The organism is Bacteroides sp. D1 (assembly GCF_000157095.2).
GTDB lineage: Bacteria > Bacteroidota > Bacteroidia > Bacteroidales > Bacteroidaceae > Bacteroides > Bacteroides xylanisolvens.
The window spans coordinates 101613-123805 of sequence record NZ_JH114339.1; the positions used below are offsets into that span (position 1 = coordinate 101613).

At 43.1% G+C, this 22193-nt stretch carries 12 protein-coding genes and 1 pseudogene; 5 read left to right on the plus strand and 8 right to left on the minus strand.

The window, feature by feature from the left end; translation table 11 throughout:
• Positions 1–42: 42 nt before the first annotated feature.
• A complete protein-coding gene (gene nifJ / locus BSAG_RS13980) occupies positions 43–3591 on the minus strand; it encodes a pyruvate:ferredoxin (flavodoxin) oxidoreductase (protein WP_008015818.1) in 3549 nt (1182 codons plus the stop codon).
• 32 nt (positions 3592–3623) lie between these two features.
• Positions 3624–4802, minus strand: a complete 1179-nt coding sequence (locus tag BSAG_RS13975) for an ATP-binding protein (RefSeq protein ID WP_004311727.1) — start codon at positions 4800–4802, stop codon at positions 3624–3626.
• A 162-nt stretch (positions 4803–4964) separates the two neighbouring features.
• On the opposite strand from BSAG_RS13975, the gene BSAG_RS13970 reads away from it, so the two are divergent.
• On the plus strand, positions 4965–6167 hold the full coding sequence (locus BSAG_RS13970; RefSeq protein WP_008771310.1) for a hypothetical protein: 1203 nt from the start codon (positions 4965–4967) through the stop codon (positions 6165–6167).
• 10 nt (positions 6168–6177) lie between these two features.
• Here the strand turns inward: BSAG_RS13970 and BSAG_RS13965 are convergent, their stop codons facing one another.
• Entirely contained in the window at positions 6178–7734 is a 1557-nt protein-coding gene (locus tag BSAG_RS13965) for an ATP-binding protein (RefSeq protein WP_004315119.1), read from the minus strand.
• Positions 7735–8566: 832 nt separating this feature from the next.
• A complete protein-coding gene (locus BSAG_RS13960; protein WP_008018456.1) occupies positions 8567–10033 on the minus strand; it encodes a glycoside hydrolase family 10 protein in 1467 nt (488 codons plus the stop codon).
• A gap of 108 nt (positions 10034–10141) precedes the next feature.
• Here BSAG_RS13960 and BSAG_RS13955 point away from each other — a divergent pair, with 108 nt between their 5' ends.
• The 3 genes from BSAG_RS13955 to BSAG_RS13945 are packed head-to-tail and all read left to right on the plus strand — an operon-like array spanning position 10142 to position 12289.
• Positions 10142–11572 (plus strand): carbon starvation protein A, encoded by a 1431-nt coding sequence (locus BSAG_RS13955; protein WP_004310289.1) that lies wholly within the window; start codon positions 10142–10144, stop codon positions 11570–11572.
• Positions 11569–11799 (plus strand): hypothetical protein, encoded by a 231-nt coding sequence (locus BSAG_RS13950; protein WP_004310290.1) that lies wholly within the window; start codon positions 11569–11571, stop codon positions 11797–11799. Before BSAG_RS13955 ends, BSAG_RS13950 begins: the two co-directional genes overlap by 4 nt.
• 4 nt (positions 11800–11803) lie before the next feature.
• Complete coding sequence (locus BSAG_RS13945) at positions 11804–12289, plus strand: outer membrane beta-barrel protein (RefSeq protein ID WP_004300961.1); 486 nt, start codon at positions 11804–11806, stop codon at positions 12287–12289.
• A 96-nt stretch (positions 12290–12385) separates the two neighbouring features.
• Here the strand turns inward: BSAG_RS13945 and uvrA are convergent, their stop codons facing one another.
• Positions 12386–15157, minus strand: a complete 2772-nt coding sequence (gene uvrA, locus BSAG_RS13940) for an excinuclease ABC subunit UvrA (protein ID WP_004314179.1) — start codon at positions 15155–15157, stop codon at positions 12386–12388.
• 16 nt (positions 15158–15173) lie between these two features.
• Between uvrA and BSAG_RS13935 the strand changes: the two genes are divergently transcribed.
• Positions 15174–16760, plus strand: coding sequence for a glycoside hydrolase family 10 protein (locus BSAG_RS13935; RefSeq protein WP_004314180.1), 1587 nt, complete (start codon positions 15174–15176; stop codon positions 16758–16760).
• 110 nt (positions 16761–16870) lie between these two features.
• Here the strand turns inward: BSAG_RS13935 and BSAG_RS13930 are convergent, their stop codons facing one another.
• The 3 genes and pseudogenes from BSAG_RS13930 to BSAG_RS0223090 all read right to left on the minus strand — a co-directional run bounded on the left by BSAG_RS13930 (position 16871) and on the right by BSAG_RS0223090 (position 22094).
• On the minus strand, positions 16871–17419 hold the full coding sequence (locus BSAG_RS13930) for a chromate transporter (protein ID WP_004300958.1): 549 nt from the start codon (positions 17417–17419) through the stop codon (positions 16871–16873).
• Positions 17420–17544: 125 nt separating this feature from the next.
• Positions 17545–18087 (minus strand): chromate transporter, encoded by a 543-nt coding sequence (locus tag BSAG_RS13925; RefSeq protein ID WP_004300957.1) that lies wholly within the window; start codon positions 18085–18087, stop codon positions 17545–17547.
• Positions 18084–22094 (minus strand): annotated as a pseudogene (locus tag BSAG_RS0223090) (two-component regulator propeller domain-containing protein). The gene BSAG_RS13925 and the pseudogene BSAG_RS0223090 overlap by 4 nt, the downstream one beginning before the upstream one ends.
• Between the last annotated feature and the right edge of the window lie 99 nt (positions 22095–22193).

Below are 22193 nucleotides of genomic sequence, written 5' to 3' on the forward strand. Positions count from 1 at the left end.
TCTTCTACAAGATTACCGTTTTATATTTATAGGGTATTACTATTATTCAGCACCCCAGTTTTCTCTAGCCAAACGTTTGTAGCTGTTGTAACGCCATTTAGCGTTTTCTTCAGCAGCTTTAAACAGTTCTTCAGCTTCAGCAGGATATTGTTTCATTACAGAAGCGTAACGAACTTCACCCTTCAAGAAACCTTGGAAATCTTCCCAGTTCGGTTCTTTGCTATCCAATTGGAATGGGTTCTTGCCTTCTTCTTCCAAAGCCGGGTTGTAACGCCACAAGTGCCAGTAACCGCACTTAACAGCTTTTTCTTCTTCTTCCTGGCTCTTACCCATACCTGCTTTCAGACCGTGGTTGATACATGGAGCGTAAGCGATAATCAAAGATGGTCCCGGATATGCTTCAGCTTCACGGATAGCTTTCAGAGTTTGAGCTTGGTCAGCACCCATAGCGATCTGTGCAACATATACATAACCGTAAGTAGTAGCCATCAGACCGAGGTCTTTCTTACGTACGCGCTTACCAGCAGCAGCGAACTTAGCGATAGCACCTACCGGAGTAGCTTTAGAAGACTGACCACCTGTGTTAGAGTAAACTTCAGTATCCAGAACGAGGATGTTAACGTCCTTACCGGAAGCGATTACATGGTCAAGACCACCGTAACCGATATCGTAAGAAGCACCGTCACCACCAATGATCCACTGGCTGCGTTTTACAAGATATTGTTGCAGTTCAGCGATTTGTTTGCAGTGGTTACATTTATCCTTGTTAGCTTCAACAACCGGAATGATCTTAGCAGCCAATTCCTTAGTCTTGTCCGCATCCAGCATATTGTTGATCCATTCAGCGAACAGTTCTTTTACTTCAGCAGGAGTGCAATCAGCAGCAATAGCCTCGTTCATCACTTTCACGAGACGAGCACGCATCTTTTCGTTAGCCAGTTCCATACCCAAACCGAATTCACAGAAGTCTTCGAACAGTGAGTTAGCCCAAGCAGGACCGTGTCCGTTTTCGTTTGTAGTATACGGAGTAGAAGGAACAGAACCAGAGTAGATAGAAGAACATCCGGTAGCGTTAGCAACCATCTCACGGTCACCGAACAATTGAGAAATCAATTTCACGTATGGAGTTTCACCACAACCAGAGCAAGCGCCGGAGAACTCAAACAACGGAGTAGCGAACTGTGAGTTCTTCACGTTAGCCTTGATATCAACAAGATGTTGTTTAGTCTTCACGTTTTCAGCACAGTAAGTCCAGTTTTCAGCTTGAGCCAATTGGCTTTCGAGGTGTTTCATTGTCAATGCTTTGCCACCCTTCTTCGGATTACCCGGACAGATGTCAGCACAGTTACCGCAACCCAGACAGTCGAGAACGTCCACCTGGATACGGAATGTCATACCGTCGAATGCTTTACCTACAGCTTTCAGTTGTTCGAACTTAGCACCCTTCTGCTCTTCAGCGTCGAGTACGAACGGACGGATAGAAGCGTGAGGACAAACGTATGCACATTTGTTACACTGGATACAGTTTTCAGCATTCCATTCAGGAACGAATGCAGCTACACCACGTTTTTCGTATTTAGCAGTTCCTTGATACCAAGTACCGTCTTCGATACCCTTGAATGCAGATACCGGCAACAAGTCACCGTCTTGTGCATTGATCGGACGAACTACTTCGTTGATGAATGCAGGATCGTTGTTTTCAGCTTTTGCGTCATCCGGAAGGTTAGCCCAAGCAGGATCAACAGCCAAAGTCTTGTATTCACCACCACGGTCAACGGCAGCATAGTTCTTGTTAACAACGTCTTCACCCTTCTTGCCGTAAGACTTAACGATGAATTTCTTCATCTGCTCAACAGCTTGTTCTACAGGAATAACACCTGTGATACGGAAGAATGCAGATTGAAGGATTGTGTTGGTACGGTTACCCAAACCAATTTCCAGTGCAATCTGTGTTGCGTTGATATAGTATACAGAAATGTTGTTCTGTGCAAAATATTTCTTAACCTTGTTAGGCAGGTTCTTAGCCAGTTCTTCACCTTCCCAGATTGTGTTCAGCAAGAAAGAACCGTTCTTACGCAAACCACGAGTTACATCGTACATGTGCAGGTAAGCCTGAACGTGACAAGCAACGAAGTTCGGAGTATTTACCAGATAAGTAGAACGGATTGGATTGTCACCGAAACGCAAGTGAGAACAAGTGAAACCGCCCGACTTCTTAGAGTCATAAGAGAAGTAAGCCTGGCAGTGTTTGTCAGTGTTGTCACCGATAATCTTTACAGAGTTCTTGTTAGCACCTACTGTACCGTCAGCACCCAAACCGTAGAATTTAGCTTCGAACATACCTTCGCCGCCTAAAGCGATTTCTTCTTTTTGAGGAAGAGAAGTGAAAGTAACGTCGTCTACGATACCGATAGTGAAGTGGTTCTTCGGCATTGGCATAGCCAAGTTTTCGAATACTGAAAGGATTTGAGCAGGAGTAGTATCTTTTGAACCCAAACCGTAGCGACCGCCAACGATAACCGGAGCATTTTCTGCACCGTAGAAGCAGTCTTTAACGTCAAGGTAAAGAGGTTCGCCGTTAGCACCCGGTTCTTTAGTACGGTCAAGAACTGCGATAGTCTTAGCAGTCTTAGGTACAGCAGCCAGGAAGTGTTTAGCAGAGAACGGACGATACAGGTGTACGGCAACCATACCCACTTTTTCGCCGTTTGCTACCAGGTAGTCGATAGCTTCGCGGGCAGCTTCTGTTACAGAACCCATAGCGATAATTACGCGTTCTGCATCTTCTGCACCATAGTAATCGAACAAACCGTATTTACGACCTGTGATCTTAGAAATTTCATTCATGTATTCTTCTACGATAGCAGGAACTGCTTCGTAGTAGTTGTTGCATGATTCACGATGTTGGAAGAAATGGTCAGGATTTTCAGCCATACCACGAGCTACCGGTTTCATCGGGTTCAGTGCGCGGGCACGGAATTCAGCCAAAGCTTCTTGGTCGATCAGCGGAGCAAGATCATCATTTTCCAACATTTCAATCTTTTGGATTTCGTGAGATGTACGGAAACCATCGAAGAAGTTCATGAACGGAACGCGAGATTTGATGGTAGCCAAGTGAGCAACACCAGCCAAATCCATAACTTCCTGTACAGAGCCTTCAGCCAACATAGCAAAGCCAGTCTGACGAGCTGACATTACGTCTTGGTGGTCACCGAAGATACACAATGCGTGAGAAGCCAATGTACGAGCAGATACATGGAATACGCAAGGCAAGAACTCACCGGCAATTTTGTACATGTTAGGGATCATCAGGAGAAGACCCTGGGAAGCAGTGTAAGTAGTAGTCAACGCACCAGCCTGAAGAGAACCGTGAACTGCACCGGCAGCACCACCTTCAGATTGCATTTCCTGTACTAATACTGTTTCGCCGAAGATGTTCTTACGTCCTGCGGCAGCCCATTCGTCTACGTACTCAGCCATAGTCGAAGAAGGAGTGATGGGGTAGATAGCTGCTACTTCAGAGAACATATACGAGATATGCGCTGCAGCCTGGTTACCATCACAAGTGATGAATTTCTTCTGTTTAGTCATAACTAAATTAAATATTTAAGTAAATAAATCTTTTAATATAAAAAGCCGAACATCCAGAGAGGTATCTGGTTGCCCCGACCTATTTCAGCCTTATGCAACGCGTACGTTACATTCGGATTGTTCTTGATCTTTGCGCCTTCCTGGCAAATTTTGAACGGCATTACCTCGTCCACCATAAAAGAGACGTTTTTATCTCCTTTATGTACCTTATGGTCTTTCCATAAAGAATTTGCAAAGAATGTGTCAAGCACATCCTGCTCTTCCACTTTCACCGGATAGATGGAATACATCAGGTTGGAGTTGTGCATCATTATCTTTGAAGGTTTTTTAGGGAATTCTTCCCCTTTCGGATAAACCAGATTAATGAGTCGCGCATCTGCCAGATACTTGATATAGTTCATCACCGTGGCGCGAGATGTCTGTATGTCGCTTGCCAGTTGGCTCACATTTGGAGCCTTCGGCCCGTCGACAGCGAGCAAATATAGTAATTTTTTTATCTTTGAAAGATATTTCAGTTCAATTTGTTTGATGAGAAGTATATCTACTTCCACCATCATGTTCATCGTTTTCAGTAAATTCTCCGAAAAGTTACGCTTTTCGAGGAAGAACGGATAGAAGCCGTGGTGCAGATAATCCTGGAAATAATCCAACGGACGAACTTTGGAGAGTACTCCTTTGGCAATCTGTTCGTGAGTGCTAAGAATTTCTTCGAGGCTATATGCCCTGAATTTCATGCCTGTTTGCAAGTTTAGGAATTCACGGAAAGAAAATCCACGCAGGTTATAGCTCTTGGCGATATCACGTAATTCAAGATTTTCTTCTTTCAGTCGCATCACGGACGAGCCGGTGAAGACAATTTTCAGGTTAGGAAAACGGTCGTAACACATGCGTAACTCTTTGCTCCATTCCGGATGTTTGAACACCTGGTCGATCAACAATACTTTTCCGCCACGTTTCTGAAATTCGTTGGCGAAGTCTACAATGCTGTGGCCCGAGAAATAGAAGTTGTTCATGTTGATGAACAGACAGGAACGGTCGTTCCCGAATTTCTCTTTGGCGTATTGGAGAAGGAAAGTGGTTTTTCCTACGCCACGTGTCCCTTTGATACCAATCAGGCGGTCGCTCCAGTCGATCTCGTCCATAAGATCGCGGCGAACGGGGGCATTGGTGTGCTCAACGAGGTAGGCGTGTGTGCGGTAGAATGATTCCATTTCAGTTCTTTGTTTTTCGGGTGGCAAATATACTGCTTTTTTTAGGATTTGCAAAGTAGAGATGGCAAAATTGTGTGTTTAATTCCAACTTTCTGTTTATTGTAGTCATTCCTGACTATTTCCTGTATATATTTGCAGAATAAAGTTTTGAATTCATTTGAAATGACAAAAAAGGCTCTTTATATATTCAATCCGGAACATGACTTGGCGTTGGCTAGCGGTGAAACGAACTATATGGCTCCGGCTTCGGCCAGACGTATGGCTTCCGAGTTGGCTTTGCTTCCGATGTGGTATGTAGAGGAGGGGAGTGCTGTATTAGCTTCTTCCGCCTATAATCTCGGCTATGTGAAGAAGATACAGGAATTATTAGGACTTTCGGTTGATTTGATGACAGAGCCGGAACTTGCTATTGAACCGAATTTGGATATTCGTCCTTGGGGGTGGGATGTAGCTTTGCGGAAACGGCTTTCAGGGCTGGGCGTGGATGAAGCCCTGTTGCCTTCTATGGAGCAATTAAACGGTCTGCGGGAATACTCCCATCGTTCTAAAGCCGTCTCATTGCTTCCGGAATTACAACTGAATGAATATTTCTGCGGAGAATCTTATTATTTGAAGACACAAGAAGAATGGAAAACCTTTGTGGAAGAGCGGGAATGCTGCCTGTTGAAAGCTCCGCTTTCGGGAAGCGGTAAAGGCTTGAACTGGTGTAAAGGCATATTTACTCCTTTTATATCCGGTTGGTGTACGCGTGTGGCTGCTTCGCAGGGTGGAATCATTGCGGAACCTATATATAATAAGGTAGAAGACTTTGCCATGGAGTTTTATTCCGATGGTACAGGTGAAGTGACATTTATGGGATATTCCCTCTTCCATACCGGAAAGAGTGGAATGTATGAAGGGAATCGTTTGCTTTCTAATGAGGCAATCTGGAAACAACTTTCGCAATATGTCCCTTCAAAGGTTCTGACGGATTTGGAGAACTGTTTGAAATATAGACTTTCTGCGTTGGTAGGAACCGTTTATAAAGGTTATCTTGGGGTTGATATGATGATTTGTCGGTTTCCGGAAAATGAAAAGCCGGTTTTTCGGATTCATCCCTGTGTGGAAATTAATCTGCGCATGAATATGGGAGTTGTTGCGCGTTTTTTATATGACCGTTATGTACGTTCTGGTTCAACAGGGCGTTTTGTGATTGATTATCATCCTTCGGAAGGTGAAGCCTTGCAGGAACATGAACGAATGTCCGCAACTTATCCGTTGGAAATCAGGGAAGGTAGAGTGTACTCCGGTTATTTACCTTTGGTTCCTGTTCATAGGAGAAGTTGCTATCGCGCATGGATATGGGTAACTCCTGATAATATTTAACTTTATCTGTTCACACCAGCCAGCGACTGATATTGCGTTTTTCCGCACTGAACTCTACCCCGATCTTTATCACTTCACGTCCGTCTGCCTGATACGGTATCAGATAGCCTTTATCGTCGATCTGCTTCAATGCCGCTTCTGCTGTGTCATGCAGCTTGAATTCGAAGACATAGATATATTTAGGTGTTTTCACTACGGCATCTGCACGACCGCGGGCGCTGCGTACTTCGGCATCGGTGAACTGTCCCATAAGTTTGAAGACAATATAGAAAACTACTTGGTAGTGACGCTCTGTCTGCTCGTTCAATTCGTAGGTGAAATCGGCAAAGAAGGCTTGCAGGCGGGTAAGAAAGGCATCGTAGTCTCCCGAACGAAGTTCTTGTACAAACTTGCCGATGTAAAATCCTTGGTCACTGTTTCTCACTCCGGTGTAAAATGGAACCAGGAAATTAATGAAGCCGTAGCGGACTTCATCATTAGGAAATTGCAATAGATAGTTACCAAATTCCCTATCGAAATCTTTTATCGTCAGATAGCCACTTTGGTAAATTAACGGAATCGGATTATTGGAATCTACACGATATTCGGAGAACATGGAAGACGGTGCTTCGATCCCGTCAAGCAAAGTACGCAGGTCGTATTCGGTTTCTTGCAGCATCTCGACGAGGAAAGTCGGTGTGCCGGTCTGGAACCAGTAATTGTCGAACACTTTTGATTTCAGGACATTCAGTACACTGAACGGGTTGAAGATACCTACTGAATTAATGCAAAAATGATAGCCATCGTAGAGACGTGTCATTCGTTGTACCGCGTCATCATAAGAAATGGAATTATTGGCTGCCAGTATCTTGATTTCCGGCTGGAAGGTATCCAATAATTCTTGAAGAGTGATGCCGCAAAGGGTTCCGTAATCGGGCCATAAAGTGATGTCCTGCAATTGGTTGAGGTCACTGAATACACTTACTTGTGAGAATTTCGTTACTCCTGTGAGGAAGACGAAACGTAGGTAGCGGTCGGCACTTTTCAATACTCCGTAAAAGGCTTTCAGAGTTTTACGGTATTCATCCAGTAAGACATCATTGCCTAAAGCTTGCAATAGAGGTTTGTCGTATTCGTCTACCAGAACTACGACGCTGCTACCGGTTTGTTCGTAGGCACGACGGATGACGCCGGAGAAACGACCGGAAAGAGTGTTCTCGTCTATTCCTTTGCCATATTGGATTTCCCATAAGGTGAGTTGACGGCTGAGGATATCATAAAGTCTTTCTGGGGAATCGTACTTCTCGGCATTTAAATCCAGATGCAGCACAGGATGCTTTTCCCATTTCGTTTCCAGTTTTTCAATGGCAAGCCCTTCGAAGAGTTCTTTCTTTCCTTCAAAGTAGGCTTCAAAGGTAGAGAGAAGAAGACTTTTACCAAAACGGCGTGGACGACTCAGGAAGTATGGAGTAGATGTATAAGCTATTTTCCATACAAGCTCTGTTTTATCTACATATAGATAATCGCCCTTACGAAGTTTCTCAAAGGTCTGTATCCCGATAGGGAGTTTACGAAGCAGGTCATTCATTGTTATTTTCCTTTTAGTGGTTCAAAGATAATCATTATTTTCGTAATATTTCGTTTTCAATATCTCAAAGAACGGGCGTTATAATTTTGTTTAACTGGAAAATTATCATTTAGCTCATTCTTGCATGGTTTTCACCACAGAGGACACGGAGGACACAGAGGTGAATTTGTTTTATGACTTACGGTTGTGACCCTAATTTTAATGCGTAATCCTCCTCTATAAAGTTGAAAAAACATGAAAACATCTGCCACCTGCAACCAAACGCGTGTAATGCACTAGTTGATAAATAGTTGGAGCGTTGCAGATACCTGCGACAGATAGGTTGCAGATAAAGTATCTGCAACACAGTATAAACCTTACATAAACAAATTCTCCATGAGTGCAAAAGTTTATTGTATACATTAACTTCCCGTTTCCAGGCGGGGAACTGTCGTTTCCGGCATTAGAAATTACAGTTTCCACGGCAGGAAACGAGAGTTTCTAAGGCGGGACACTACAGTTTCTAGGTAAGGATACTGTCGTTTCCCCGTAGAGACACTGTCATTTCTCCATAGAGTGATCCCAATTATCCCATAGCTTTGCATAAAGGAATCAAGGCTTTTTCTTTGATTATATAACGTGTTGCAGATACTTTATCTGCAACCTATCTGCCACAGGTATCTGCCACGTTCTAACTACTTATTAACTACTGTATTACATGCGTTTGGTTGCAGGTGGCAGATGTTTTTATGTTTTTCAACTTTATAGTAGGAAAAACTTTCGTTCATTTCTGCACCGTTTCATTCTTTTTTATACTGTTTTGAAACAAATAAGTCGATTCTAAATACTTGGTTTACTGCTGGACCGTTTGCTCCTGTGTCGCTGTACTTTCATTTCCATAGCGGTCAATAGCCGTCACTGCGAAGTGCTTTTTTGTATTCCACGGCAGGATAGGGGCATACACGTAACTAGTTTCTCGGATATTTTGCGCAATGATATTTTCCGGTCGGTTGATATCTACCGGATAATCGTTAGAAGCATAAATAACATACATGGGCTTGTTGCGCTGATCGTTATCAGTAGCAGCCTGCCAGGTTAATTCCGTATATCCATTATCAATATGAGTAACTTTCAGTGCAGAAGGAGCCGTAGGCGGAACATTGTCCAGCCAAGGCATCGGGGGTTGTAAAGCAGGGTATGCATAAAAATTCTCAGATAATTCATCATAGATCCCTTGTGTGTTCTCCATCAGGTATTTCACCCGGTAATGCCCTTCACCCGCCATTTTCTGCTTGCGGATAAAGTTCATCTGACGATCTATTTCGTCGCGTGTCCATTTACCTTCATCGGGATGGAGAAAATAAATGCCGAGTCCCGGAATCACCTGCCGTCCGTTGCTCTGTTCCTGCCAGTCGAGGGCAAAAGGGTAGAAATTGTTTCCCTGGAAATACATCATCGGATAAATTTGATCCATAATACCTTCTCCCATCCAACCTTGCGGGTCCTGATAAACGGTAAAGAAAGCATTCCATCCCCGGGAGGGGTAACGAGAAGTATCACGGTATTTACCTACCGGGCAGGTACTTACTTTCACCCAAGGCTTCATAGCTTTTACACCTTTATATATATAACGTACAATTTCGGAGATATTATCCCGGCGCCACTGATCTAGGGTGCGTCCTTTATTATATCGGCGGAAATCATATTTATCAGGAAAAAGAGGAGCATTCTCTGGATAACGCAGATAGTCGAAATGCACTCCGTCTACATCATAACCGCTAACGACTTCCCGCACCAGTTTCATCAAGTACTCCTTCGTTGCCGGATGTCCCGGGTTGAGGAAATATTCGCGCTTGTAAGGAACGCATATTTCTTTCATCCGCTTGGTGACAGACTGACTGCCGAGCGAAGCAACATGCTTCTTATTCCCTAGTGGGATAGTTACCATCCAGGCATGACATTCCATCCCTCGCTTATGACATTCTTCAACGGCAAAAGCCAGTGGATCATATCCTGGATTTCCTCCTGTCTTTCCGGTCAGGATCGAATTGAAAGGTTCGATTGCTGAAGGATATAATACATCTCCACGAGTACGGGTTTGAAATAGGATAGTGTTGAAGTTGGCAGCCTTCAACTTATCAAGAATATCTATTAACTCTTCTTTCTGCTTGCGGATTGTTTGAGGGGTTGTTGCACGTGTGCGAGGCCAATCCAGTCCGTACACCGCTGTCACCCATGCGGCACGAACTTCGTGCTTGGGTTGCGCAACAATTGAGAGGAAAGGAAACAAAAGTGAAAGAATGAAAATAGTATAGCGCATATCCTTTATTTTTTGTTTTAAATCCCTGCAAAGTTAGTAAAAGTGTCGGTATTGTTGGCTGTTTCGTGAGATTATGTTACATTTGCCAAGTTAAAAAAACGACACGCTATGATTACATTTACTCTATGCCTGCTGGCGTTGATAGTAGGCTATTTTACGTATGGACGCCTGATGGAACGCGTCTTTGGTCCTGACGACCGTAAAACACCGGCTCTTACCAAGGCGGATGGAGTGGACTATATTCCATTGCCCACCTGGAAGATTTTCATGATTCAATTTCTCAATATTGCCGGATTAGGTCCTATTTTCGGAGCAATCATGGGAGCGAAATTTGGTAGCTCTTCATACTTGTGGATTGTGCTGGGAAGTATTTTTGCGGGGGCAGTGCATGATTATTTTGCCGGAATGCTTTCTTTGCGTAATGGAGGTGAAAGCCTGCCGGAAATAATAGGTCGTTATTTGGGACTGACTACCAAGCAGGTGATGAGAGGATTCACTGTCATTTTAATGATTCTGGTGGGGTCGGTTTTCGTTGCGGGGCCTGCCGGATTGTTGGCAAAACTCACTCCGGAAAGTTTGGATGCTACGTTTTGGATTATCGTTGTATTTGCATATTATATTCTGGCTACTTTGTTGCCTGTTGATAAAATAATAGGTAAAATCTACCCATTGTTTGCGGTTGCCTTGTTGTTTATGGCAGTAGGCATTCTGGTGATGCTCTACGTTAACCATCCGGCTTTGCCGGAGTTATGGGACGGATTGCAAAATACTAACCCGGAAGCGAGCGAACTTCCTATCTTCCCGATTATGTTTGTGAGTATTGCTTGTGGTGCCATTTCAGGTTTTCATGCTACGCAAAGCCCATTGATGGCCCGTTGTATGACTTCGGAACGGCATGGACGTCCGGTGTTTTACGGTGCAATGATTACCGAGGGCATTGTTGCTCTTATTTGGGCTGCTGCCGCTACTTATTTTTTCCATGAAAACGGAATGGAAGAAAGCAATGCTTCTGTTATCGTTGATGCCATCACAAAAGAATGGTTAGGGGCAATCGGCGGAGTACTCGCTATTTTGGGGGTGATTGCCGCTCCGATAACTTCGGGTGATACGGCTTTCCGTTCGGCACGTCTGATTGTGGCAGACTTCCTGGGGATGGAACAAAAAAGTATGCGCCGTCGTTTGTACATTTGTATTCCGATGTTTGTACTAGCTATTGGTTTGCTTTTGTATAGTTTGCGTGATGCAAACGGATTTAATATGATATGGCGTTATTTTGCCTGGGCAAATCAGACATTGGCTGTGTTTACCTTGTGGGCTATAACAGTTTTTCTGGCGGTATCCAAGAAACCTTATATCATTACTTTGGTACCGGCACTGTTTATGACATGTGTATGTTCTACTTATATATGTATTGCTCCTGAAGGATTAGGACTCTCGCATACAGTCTCCTATGGCGTTGGTATAGCGTGTGTAATGGTTGCGACTGTTTGGTTCTATATCTGGATAAATAAGCAAAAAACAAGAAAATTATCAGAATGAAGAAAATAAGAAAATCAACAGGAGTGGCGCTTGCATTCCTTATTTATGTATCTGTAACAGCGGCTTATTTGTTGCCTCGTAATACGGAAGTCAGCCTGACAGAGAAAATAATTACGGTGGCAGTTTCTTATGTCATCGTCCTCCTTCTTTGGCTGGTGCTTCGGAAAAAGGAACAAATGCGTGAACGCCGCAAAAAAGACGAACAATATATTCACTTAAAAAAGTAAGTTTATGAAGAAATTAGCTTTGGCTCTTTGCTTATTGGCAGTCTCTTTTACTGCACAAGCGCAATTTGAGAAAGGAACTACGATTATTAATCCTTCATTGTCGGGGTTGGACTTTTCGTATAGTAAAAACGATAAAGCAAAGTTTGGAGTTGGTGCACAGGTCGGTACATTTTTTGCCGAGGGTATTGCCTTGATGGTAAATGCTGGAGCCGACTGGTCGAAACCAGTAGATGAGTATACACTGGGTACAGGAGTACGTTTCTACTTCAATAAAACTGGTATCTATCTGGGTGGCGGACTCGACTGGAACCGCTTCCGTTGGAGTGGTGGAAAACATCAGACAGACTGGGGACTGGGCATCGAAGCCGGATACGCTTACTTCCTTTCGCGTACGGTGACCATTGAACCTGCCGTTTATTATAAATGGCGTTTCAATGATGGAGATATGTCGCGTTTCGGTGTGAAGATTGGATTCGGTTTCTACTTGTAAGAGAGATTGATTTTTTTCATATATTAAGCCCTGCAGATATAGAACTTCTGCAAGGGCTTAATTACATAGATGTATTATTATAGTTTTGACGATTGCTTATCCTAGTTTTTCTTTCAGAAACTGCCCTGTATAGCTTGCTCCGCAGGCAGCAACTTCTTCCGGGGTACCCACTGCTACGATATTTCCACCCTTATCTCCACCTTCCGGTCCGAGATCGATTACATAATCGGCACATTTGATGACGTCCATGTTATGCTCGATGATAACGATGCTGTGTCCCCGGCGAATCAATGCGTCGAAAGCATCCAGCAGTTTGCGGATATCATGAAAGTGTAATCCTGTAGTCGGTTCGTCAAAGATAAACATCGTTGGGTCAGCTTTCTCCTGACTTAAATAAAATGCGAGTTTGACACGTTGGTTTTCACCACCGGAAAGGGTAGAAGAAGCCTGTCCTAATTTGATATATCCCAGTCCTACGTCCTGCAAAGGAAGTAACTTCTTCACAATTTTCTTCTGTCCATGTTCGTTGAAGAACTCAATCGCTTGGTTGACGGTCATCTCCAATACATCGTAGATGCTTTTATCGTTGAATTTCACTTCCAGTGTGTCGGATTTGAAACGTTTTCCGTGACAAGATTCACACTCCAATACCAAGTCTGCCATAAATTGCATTTCTACGGTGATGGTTCCTTCTCCTTTACACTCTTCGCAACGGCCGCCTTCGCTATTGAAACTGAAGAATCCGGGGGTATATCCCATTTGCTTCGCCAAAGGCTGTTCGGACCATAGTTTACGGATTTCGTCGTAAGCCTTGATGTAAGTCACCGGATTTGAGCGCGATGATTTGCCAATCGGGTTCTGGTCTACAAATTCTACATTCCGCAGGTCACGCAAACTTCCTCCGATTGAAGTGAATTCTCCCGGTCGGTCACTACATTCGTCTAATTCACGTTTCAATGCCCGGAAGAAAATATCTCTTACCAATGTACTCTTCCCGGAACCGGAAACACCCGTAACAACTGTCATTACATTGAGAGGGATACGTACGTTTACTCCTTTTAGATTATTCTCACGTGCGCCTTTCAATTCTATATAATTATTCCACGGGCGGCGATGATCCGGAACAGGTATTTCATCTTCTCCTAAAAGATAACGTACCGTATAACTATTGCTTCCCTTCTTCAAATCCTTCATATCGCCCTGATAAACGACTTCTCCGCCCAGGCGTCCGGCATTGGGACCTATATCAATAATGTAATCCGCTGCACGGATAATTTCTTCATCGTGCTCTACCACCACTACCGTATTTCCTAATTGTTGCAGTTGATGCAACACATGGAGCAGGCGGTCGGTATCACGACTATGCAGTCCGATGCTTGGCTCGTCGAGAATATAAAGACTACCCACAAGGCTACTTCCCAGCGAGGTTGCCAGATTGATACGCTGGCTTTCTCCCCCCGATAAGGAATTACTAAGTCGGTTCAACGTCAGATAGCCCAAACCTACATCGATTAAAAAGCGAATTCGGCTATTTATTTCAATCAGGATACGTCGGGACACATTGCTGTCGTGCTCATCCAGTTCCAGATGGTCGAAGAATTGCTTCAGTTCTGTGATAGGCAAATCCACCAGTTCGGAAATATTCTTTCCGCCCACCCGTACATATCCGGCTTCCGGTTTCAGGCGGGTGCCGTGGCATTTCGGGCAAAGCGTCTTTCCCCGGTAACGCGCCAGCATCACCCGGTATTGTATCTTATATTGATTCTCTTCCAGCATCTTGAAGAAATCATTGATGCCGTGGAAATATTGGTTGCCTTCCCAAAGTAACCTACGTTGCGCGTCTGTCAACTCATAATAAGGAGTGAAAATCGGGAAGTCGAATTTTTCCGCATTGTGAATTAATTCTTCTTTCCATTCGCCCATCTTTTCGCCGCGCCAACATACGATAGCTCCTTCATACACCGATAATGAACGATCCGGAACGACTAAGTGCTCGTCAATGCCGATTACTTTGCCGAATCCTTCGCACGCCGGACAAGCGCCGATAGGCGAGTTGAATGAAAACATCTGGTCGTTTGGTTCTTCAAAGATGATGCCGTCCGCTTCGAATTTAGTGCTGAAAGTATGTAACTTCGTGGTTCCATCTGATAGAAAAAAACGCAGCATACAGGTTCCCTCACCTTCGTACATGGCTGTTTCGGCAGAATCAGTCAGTCGGCTGATGGCGTCCTTGCTGGTGGCAACCGCCATACGGTCAACCAGCAGATAGACTTCATCACCTGCCACAGGTGTATATTCATCGATTCGTTTCATTTCACCGTTCACTTCGATACGGTTGAATCCTTGTTTCAGGTCTATCTCCAGTTGCTGTTGCAATGTGCGGTCTTCACGCAGGCGGATAGGTGTCAGTATCGTATATCTTGTGCCTTCCGGATAAGAAAGCATACAGTTGACGATGTCCTCTGTGGAGTGCTTCTTCACTTCCTGCCCGCTGATGGGACTATACGTTTTTCCCACCCGTGAATATAACAGGCGTAGATATTCGTAAATTTCAGTCGAGGTGCCCACGGTGGAACGGGGATTACGGCTGTTTACTTTTTGTTCGATAGCAATGGCGGGAGGAATCCCTTTGATAAAGTCACATTCCGGTTTGCTCATTCGCCCCAGGAACTGGCGCGCATAGCTGCTTAAACTTTCCACGTAGCGGCGTTGTCCTTCTGCGTAGAGCGTATCAAAAGCAAGAGATGATTTTCCCGAACCCGATAATCCGGTGATGACAACAAGCTTGTTGCGGGGAATATCTACATCGATGTTTTTTAGGTTGTTGACGCGTGCGCCTTTGATCGAAATATAGTTGTTTTCTGACATAAAATACTCCTTTTTTATGGTAGTCGGCAAAGTTAGCGAATTTATCGGGAGTTTGTATTATCTTTGCGTCACATTATTACGATTTAAGAATATTATGAAGCTGAAAAACTATCTTTTACTTTTAGCTCTTCTTCTGGTGGTAGGAGTGAGGGCACAGGTGCCATCAGGCAATAAATATCCTAAACGTGAATTCCGTGGAGCGTGGATACAAGCTGTTAACGGTCAGTTTCGTGGCATTCCCACAGAGAGGCTGAAACAAATATTGATTAGTCAGTTGAACTCTCTTCAGGAAGCTGGTATTAACGCAATCATCTTTCAGGTACGCCCTGAAGCGGATGCATTATATGCTTCCCAGCATGAACCGTGGAGTCGTTTTCTGACAGGAACGCAAGGTCAGATGCCTTCTCCTATGTGGGATCCGATGCAGTTTATGATTGAAGAATGTCAGAAACGGAATATGGAGTTTCATGCCTGGATCAATCCTTACCGTGTGAAGACCTCATTAAAAAATAAGTTGGCGCCGGAGCATATTTATCACCAGCATCCGGAATGGTTTGTTACTTATGGCGATCAGCTATATTTCGATCCGGCACTTCCCGAAAGCCGGGAGCATATCTGTAAAATTGTGACCGATATTGTGTCTCGTTATGATGTAGATGCTATTCACATGGATGATTATTTCTATCCTTATCCGGTTAATGGATTGGATTTTCCGGATGATGCAAGTTTCGCCCGTTATGGTGGAGGTTTCACCAATAAGGCAGATTGGCGTCGTAGTAATGTGAATGTGTTGATAAAGAAGCTTCACGAAACGATTCGTGGCATCAAGCCTTGGGTGAAGTTTGGTGTCAGTCCGTTTGGTATCTATCGTAACCAGAAGAGTGACCCGTTGGGAAGTAATACCAATGGCTTGCAAAACTATGATGATCTTTATGCCGATGTACTGCTTTGGGCACGTGAAGGATGGATTGATTATAATATTCCGCAGATTTACTGGGAAATCGGCCATAAAGCGGCTGACTATGAGACATTGGTGAAATGGTGGGCTACTCATTCGGAAAACCGGCCGTTGTTCATTGGCCAGTCGGTGCCAAAGACTGTTCAGTTTGCCGATCCGCAGAATCCTTCTATCAATCAGCTTCCCCGTAAGATGGCTTTGCAACGTGCTTACCAAACAATTGGAGGCAGTTGTCAATGGTATGCGGCAGCTGTTGTTGAGAATCAGGGTAGATATCGCGATGCTTTAATCAGTGAATATCATAAGTATCCGGCTTTGGTCCCAGTCTTTGATTTTATGGATGATAAAGCTCCGGACAAGGTGCGTAAAATGAAAAAGGTATGGACGGAAGACGGCTATATTCTTTTCTGGACTGCTCCGAAAGCCGATACGGAGATGGATAAGGCTGTTAGATATGTAGTCTATCGCTTTGGCAGCAAAGAGAAGGTGAATTTGGACGATCCTTCACATATTGTAGCTATCACCCGCAATCCGTTCTACAAACTTCCTTATGAAACAGGAAAGACAAAATACCGTTATGTAGTGACTGCTTTAGATCGTTTACATAATGAATCGAAATCCGTAAGTAAGAAGTTAAAACTGTAAAGGTATAGAATAAACAACGATAAAACGGTGAACACTCTGCTGAATGATAACGCAGTTTATTCACCGTTTTTTGTTTACTGTTTTTTTGTTTACTGTTCAGCCGCTCGTTATTAATAGAGCAGCAAACCTGCAATACCACAGGCGATAATCATTAATATCGGATTGGCTTTATATTTTCTTGTTCCGATGAATGCAATCAGAAAGATAATGATACTGATAACGAATGAATAAGTATCTTCCGTAGGCGAACCGAAGTTTTCTGCGTTCATTAATACCAACGCAGCGGAGGCGAGTAATCCGACTACTGCCGGGCGTAATCCATTAAAAATAGATTCTACTATCGGATGTTTCTGGTATTTTAGGAAGAATTTACTGATGGTCAACATCAAGATGAAAGAGGGAAGGACTACGGCAAAGGTAGCAATGATGGAACCCCATACGCTACCCGTAGAAGTAAACCCTACATAAGTAGCTGCGTTGATACCAATAGGTCCTGGAGTCATTTGGCTGATTGCGACAATATCCGTGAACTCCTGCGAACTCACCCATCCATAGCGGGTTACCACTTCGCCTTGAATCATGGAAAGCATGGCATAACCGCCACCGAAGCCAAAGAGCCCGATCTTGAAAAATGTATAGAATAACTGTAGGTAAATCATGTGATTAATAATTTATTATATAATAATTTTAGGCATGGATTACACGGATTTCCCGGCTTTTAGAATTATGAATCTGTAAAACAACAGCGTTAATCCGCGCCTTCTCAACTCTCCATTCTCCATTCTCAACTCTCAACTTTTCTAAATTTCCCCCACAGGAAACCTCCTACACCGGCCGCAATAATAATCCAGATAGGGGAGAAGCCCAACAGCCAGATTAATATTGCCGAGACAACAGGAATCCACAGATTGTAGCGGTTGATTTTTGCGGATCGTCCCATGGTAAAGGTCGGCGCCGCGATGAGTGCCACCACTGCCGGGCGAATTCCTTTAAAAATACGTTCCACTATCGGATTGTCTTTGAAACTATGAAAGAACAGGGCGATAGCCAATATAATAATGAAAGACGGCAAAATTGTTCCCAATGCTGTGATAATACTTCCCCGGATTCCACGCAGCTTATATCCTATAAAGATAGAAATATTGACTGCCAAAATTCCCGGTGCGGATTGGGAGATAGCCAGCAGATCGATAAAATCTTCCTGCGCAATCCATTTCCGTTTGGTGACAATTTCATTTTCAATCAGTGGCACCATTGCATATCCTCCTCCAATAGTAAAGGCGCCTATTTTAAAAAAGATTCCAAATGCTTCGAGATAAATGTTCATTCTTTCTTTTCTCCTCCTTCCTTACTAACTGCTTTTTTCTCTTTGCCATATTGACTGGGACTTACATTATAATGCTTCTTAAATACTTCGCGGAAGTACTTGGCGTCACTGAATCCCGTCATTTCTGCAATTTCTGTTATGCTATGTGTGTCTTCTTTTAGTAATTGTACGGCACGTTTCAGACGAATCAGCCGGATATAATCTCCCGGTGCCTGATCGGTTAATGCCCTTAATTTATTGTAAAAACTTGTGCGACTCATTCCCATCAGGCTGCATAATACATCTACCGTGAGAGCAGGATTGTCAATGTTATCTTCCACGTTCTTTTTGACGTTTGCTATGAATTTCCAGTCAATGTCTTGCGAACAGTTGATGCAGTCTTCATCATTTTCCTCATCATTCAGATCTAAATTTGCGAATTTGCTGCGCAATAGTGCACGGTTAGCCAGCAGATTGGCAACATTAGCTTTCAATATACCAATATTGAATGGCTTCACAACGTATTCATCCGCACCAATCTGAAGTCCCGAGAGAATATCTTTTTCATTATTCAAAGCAGTCAGCAGGATAACAGGAATGTGGGAGGTTTCGATATTATTCTTGATAGCTTGGCATAATTCATCCCCCCGCATTTCAGGCATCATAATGTCTGAAATAACCAGCTCTGGTTTGTACTCGGGAATAATCGTCAATGCTTCTTTTCCATTGGAGCAAACCTGTACGAAATACTCCTCGGATAACGTTTGCGACAGATAGTTGCGCAACTCATCATTATCTTCCACAATCAAGATGCGACGATGATTAATGTTCTCTTTCTTTTGTGCATTTTCGTAAATTTCAGGTGATGGAGGCGGAACGTTATCAATCGTATTTTCTATACGCTGTTTGCTCGGAGTTGCCAGATGTGCTTTCCGGAAGCGCTTGCTGTCTTTAGGGAATGTTATTTTGATAACCGATCCCTGGTTTTCGATGCTTGACAGATTAATCTTTCCTTTATGCAGGCGGACTAGCTTCCATACAAGCATCAGTCCGATACCACTTCCTGTTACTTTGGAATTAATAGCATTGCTGCCACGGAAATGAAGTTTGAACAATTTCTTTTGTTCATTGGCCGGGATGCCGATTCCTGTGTCTCTGACTTCCACGCTCCATGAGTCAGATGTTTCTGAAACGAAAACCTGTACATTTCCATTTTCGGGAGTATATTTCAATGCATTCGAAATGATGTTCTTAAAAATAGACTCCATTTTCTCTTTATCAAACCATACATTCATATACCTGAAATTACTTTCATAAGTGAAGTTGATATGTTTGATGTTGGCGTACTGCTGAAATGCATTGAATATTTCATTCATAAACGTGTTTAGTTCATGCTCTGAAATATATAGCTCGGAAGAATATACGTCCGCTCTCTCAAAGTTGATAAGATTGGTCGTCAGGCGTAGCAGGGCATTTACGTTTCGTAATGCCGTATTCATGTTCGAAATCCCTTCTTTGCTCAACTCCTCTTTCTCGCGTAGCTCTTCCAAAGGTGCTTTGATAAGGGTCAATGGGGTACGGATATCATGCGCTGTATTGATAAAGAAATGTATTTTCTCATCGGAGACTTTGCGTTGCTTCCTCAAAATCAGTATACGCAATAGGACGATGGCAATGAGACAAAGGATAGCTGTATAAACCAGCATGGCCCAGAATGTCAGCCAGAAAGGTTGGGCTATGATAATATCCATACTTCTTTCTTCAAGCATGATGCGTTTGTCTTCATTGGAGATGGCACGTACCCTTAGCGTATATTTGCCCGGGGCAAGATTGGTGTAACGAATCGTGTTCTCTGTTCCGGGTTTGCTCCATTTATCATAGAAACCTTCTAGCCTCCAAGAGTAAAGAATATTGGAAGGATAGTCATAGTTGATGGAAGAAACCTGCAAAGAGAATATGTTTTGATTGTATTTTAACTTTAGTACCTTTGTATCATTGATGCTTGCTTTCAACGGAGAATCCTCATCACCCGGATAGATTGTTTGATAAAAAAGCTTGAAATCGCTGAAAATCATTTTAGAAGAATAACTTCTGGGCAATTTCATATCCTTGTCAAATTCCACTGCTCCGTCAGAACTGCCTAAAATGAATTTATTGTTTTTCCGTAACGTACCTGATAGCGCATTGAAATGGGTGGTCATCAATCCCATATCTTTGGTCCAGTTATAGAATTTTTTCTCATTGGGATAAAAACTTGTCAATCCGCTTTCTGTACTCATGATTATATCTTTGTCCGCATCCGATAATATGGTATAGATATTATTGGATATCAAAGCACAGTTTTCCGTGTGGTAATGAGTGAACAGTTTTTTATTAATATCGTAAATCAATAGTCCCGACCCGCTGGTACCTATATACAATGAACCGTTTTTTGCTTGGTACAGGGAATAGATATAGCTCGACTCTACCGGAAGTTTTATGCGCTCGAATTTTCCGGATTCTTTATCTAAAAGACATAGGCCGGTGGCACTACCGATCCACATACTTTTTTCATCTTTCTCAACGATGGCGGTAATGGAATTTAATCCATCATAAAACCGTACTTCCTGCGTCTTCAGATTAATACGCTTGAGGTTGTAGAATCCTCCCGACCAGATATAACCCTGCATATCTGTACGAATATCACGTATATATTTATCCGGTCGCTTGTTTGTATGAGTGTACAAAGGCGGCATGAAATAGCTGACACTGAACGTTTTCTTATCTATCTGGTAAGCACCGGAAGAGTACCCGCCTGCCCAGATAATTCCGGGAGCCACTTCGCATATAGTAAGAAAGATATGGCTTTTATTACCTTGCGACTCTTCAAAAGCACTAAGCACCGATCGCCATTGTCCGGTCTTTGAATTAAAAAAACTGATGCCATTGTTCGTTGCAAACCATAAATCTCCCTCTCTGTCTTCAATAATGGCATTTACTTGATCGTTGATTAAAGACTGTTTGTTACCGATGGAGTGCTTAATCCATTTGTAGCTCGTATAACGGTTGTTTTGTATCGTGATTCCGATGGGATAATTAGCCAGCCATATCCGTTCTTCATCATCCACAAAAATGTCATTGATACTGTTACCGTTCATGCCACAATTACTGTTATAATCAGCCACAATTTCGGGTACTATTTGATAAGTATCCATATTTATTTTGTGTACTCCTCCGCCATCGGTAGCTATTAATAACTCTTTGTCATTTAGCGGCTTGAACCGTGTGATACTGATATCTTTCAGGTTATAATCCGGTCGTATGACGGATTTGGTATTCATATCATAAACCATAATTCCCCGCAAGAAAGTGCCGATGAATAGTTTCCGAATCTTTTTGTCGAAGTGTAAATCGCTTACTTGGGCTTTCACGCTCTCCAACTTATCGCAATTGATAAGTTTCAATGCGTTGTTTTCTAATTGGGCATAATGAATCCCCATTTCCGTACCGATGAAGAAATGCGATTCGTCTATTTGTTCAATATCAGTGATTTCTTCACTTATATCATTCTTTATATGGGTGACTTGTTTGGTGTCCGTATTATAGAGAAAGATAGTATCTTTATTGCATAGCCAGATGTGTTTGTTCTGGTCGAGCTAGGCATAAGTGACCGGGTCCGGCTGTTCGCTGAAACTTTCCATCGGTAATTTATATACAAGACTGAAGCAGTCGTGAATCTGGTCATACCGGAATACTTTTCCTTTTTTCCCGATTTCCCATAAGACTCCTTCCTGATCAATATAAAGCCAGTTTAGATTTAACAGAGAGTTCACTTCTGCGTCACCATCCATTAACTTATATCGTTTAAACTCTTTTCCATTGTATCGATCAATACCTTCGTGCGTGAGGAACCACATGTATCCGGTTTTATCTTTTTGAATGCAGTAAACCCGCCGGTTACTTAACCCATCCTCCACTCCGAGATATCGATACGTCTGCGCGACACAAATTAGAGGAAACAATAAGATTAGAAAAAGCCATTTTTTCATACAAATAGGACTTTTAAGGGTTATTGAATCTTTTATGAGGGGGAAAGTTTGACAAAATTAAGAAGATTTTTTGATATTACAAAATTTTGATGAAAGATA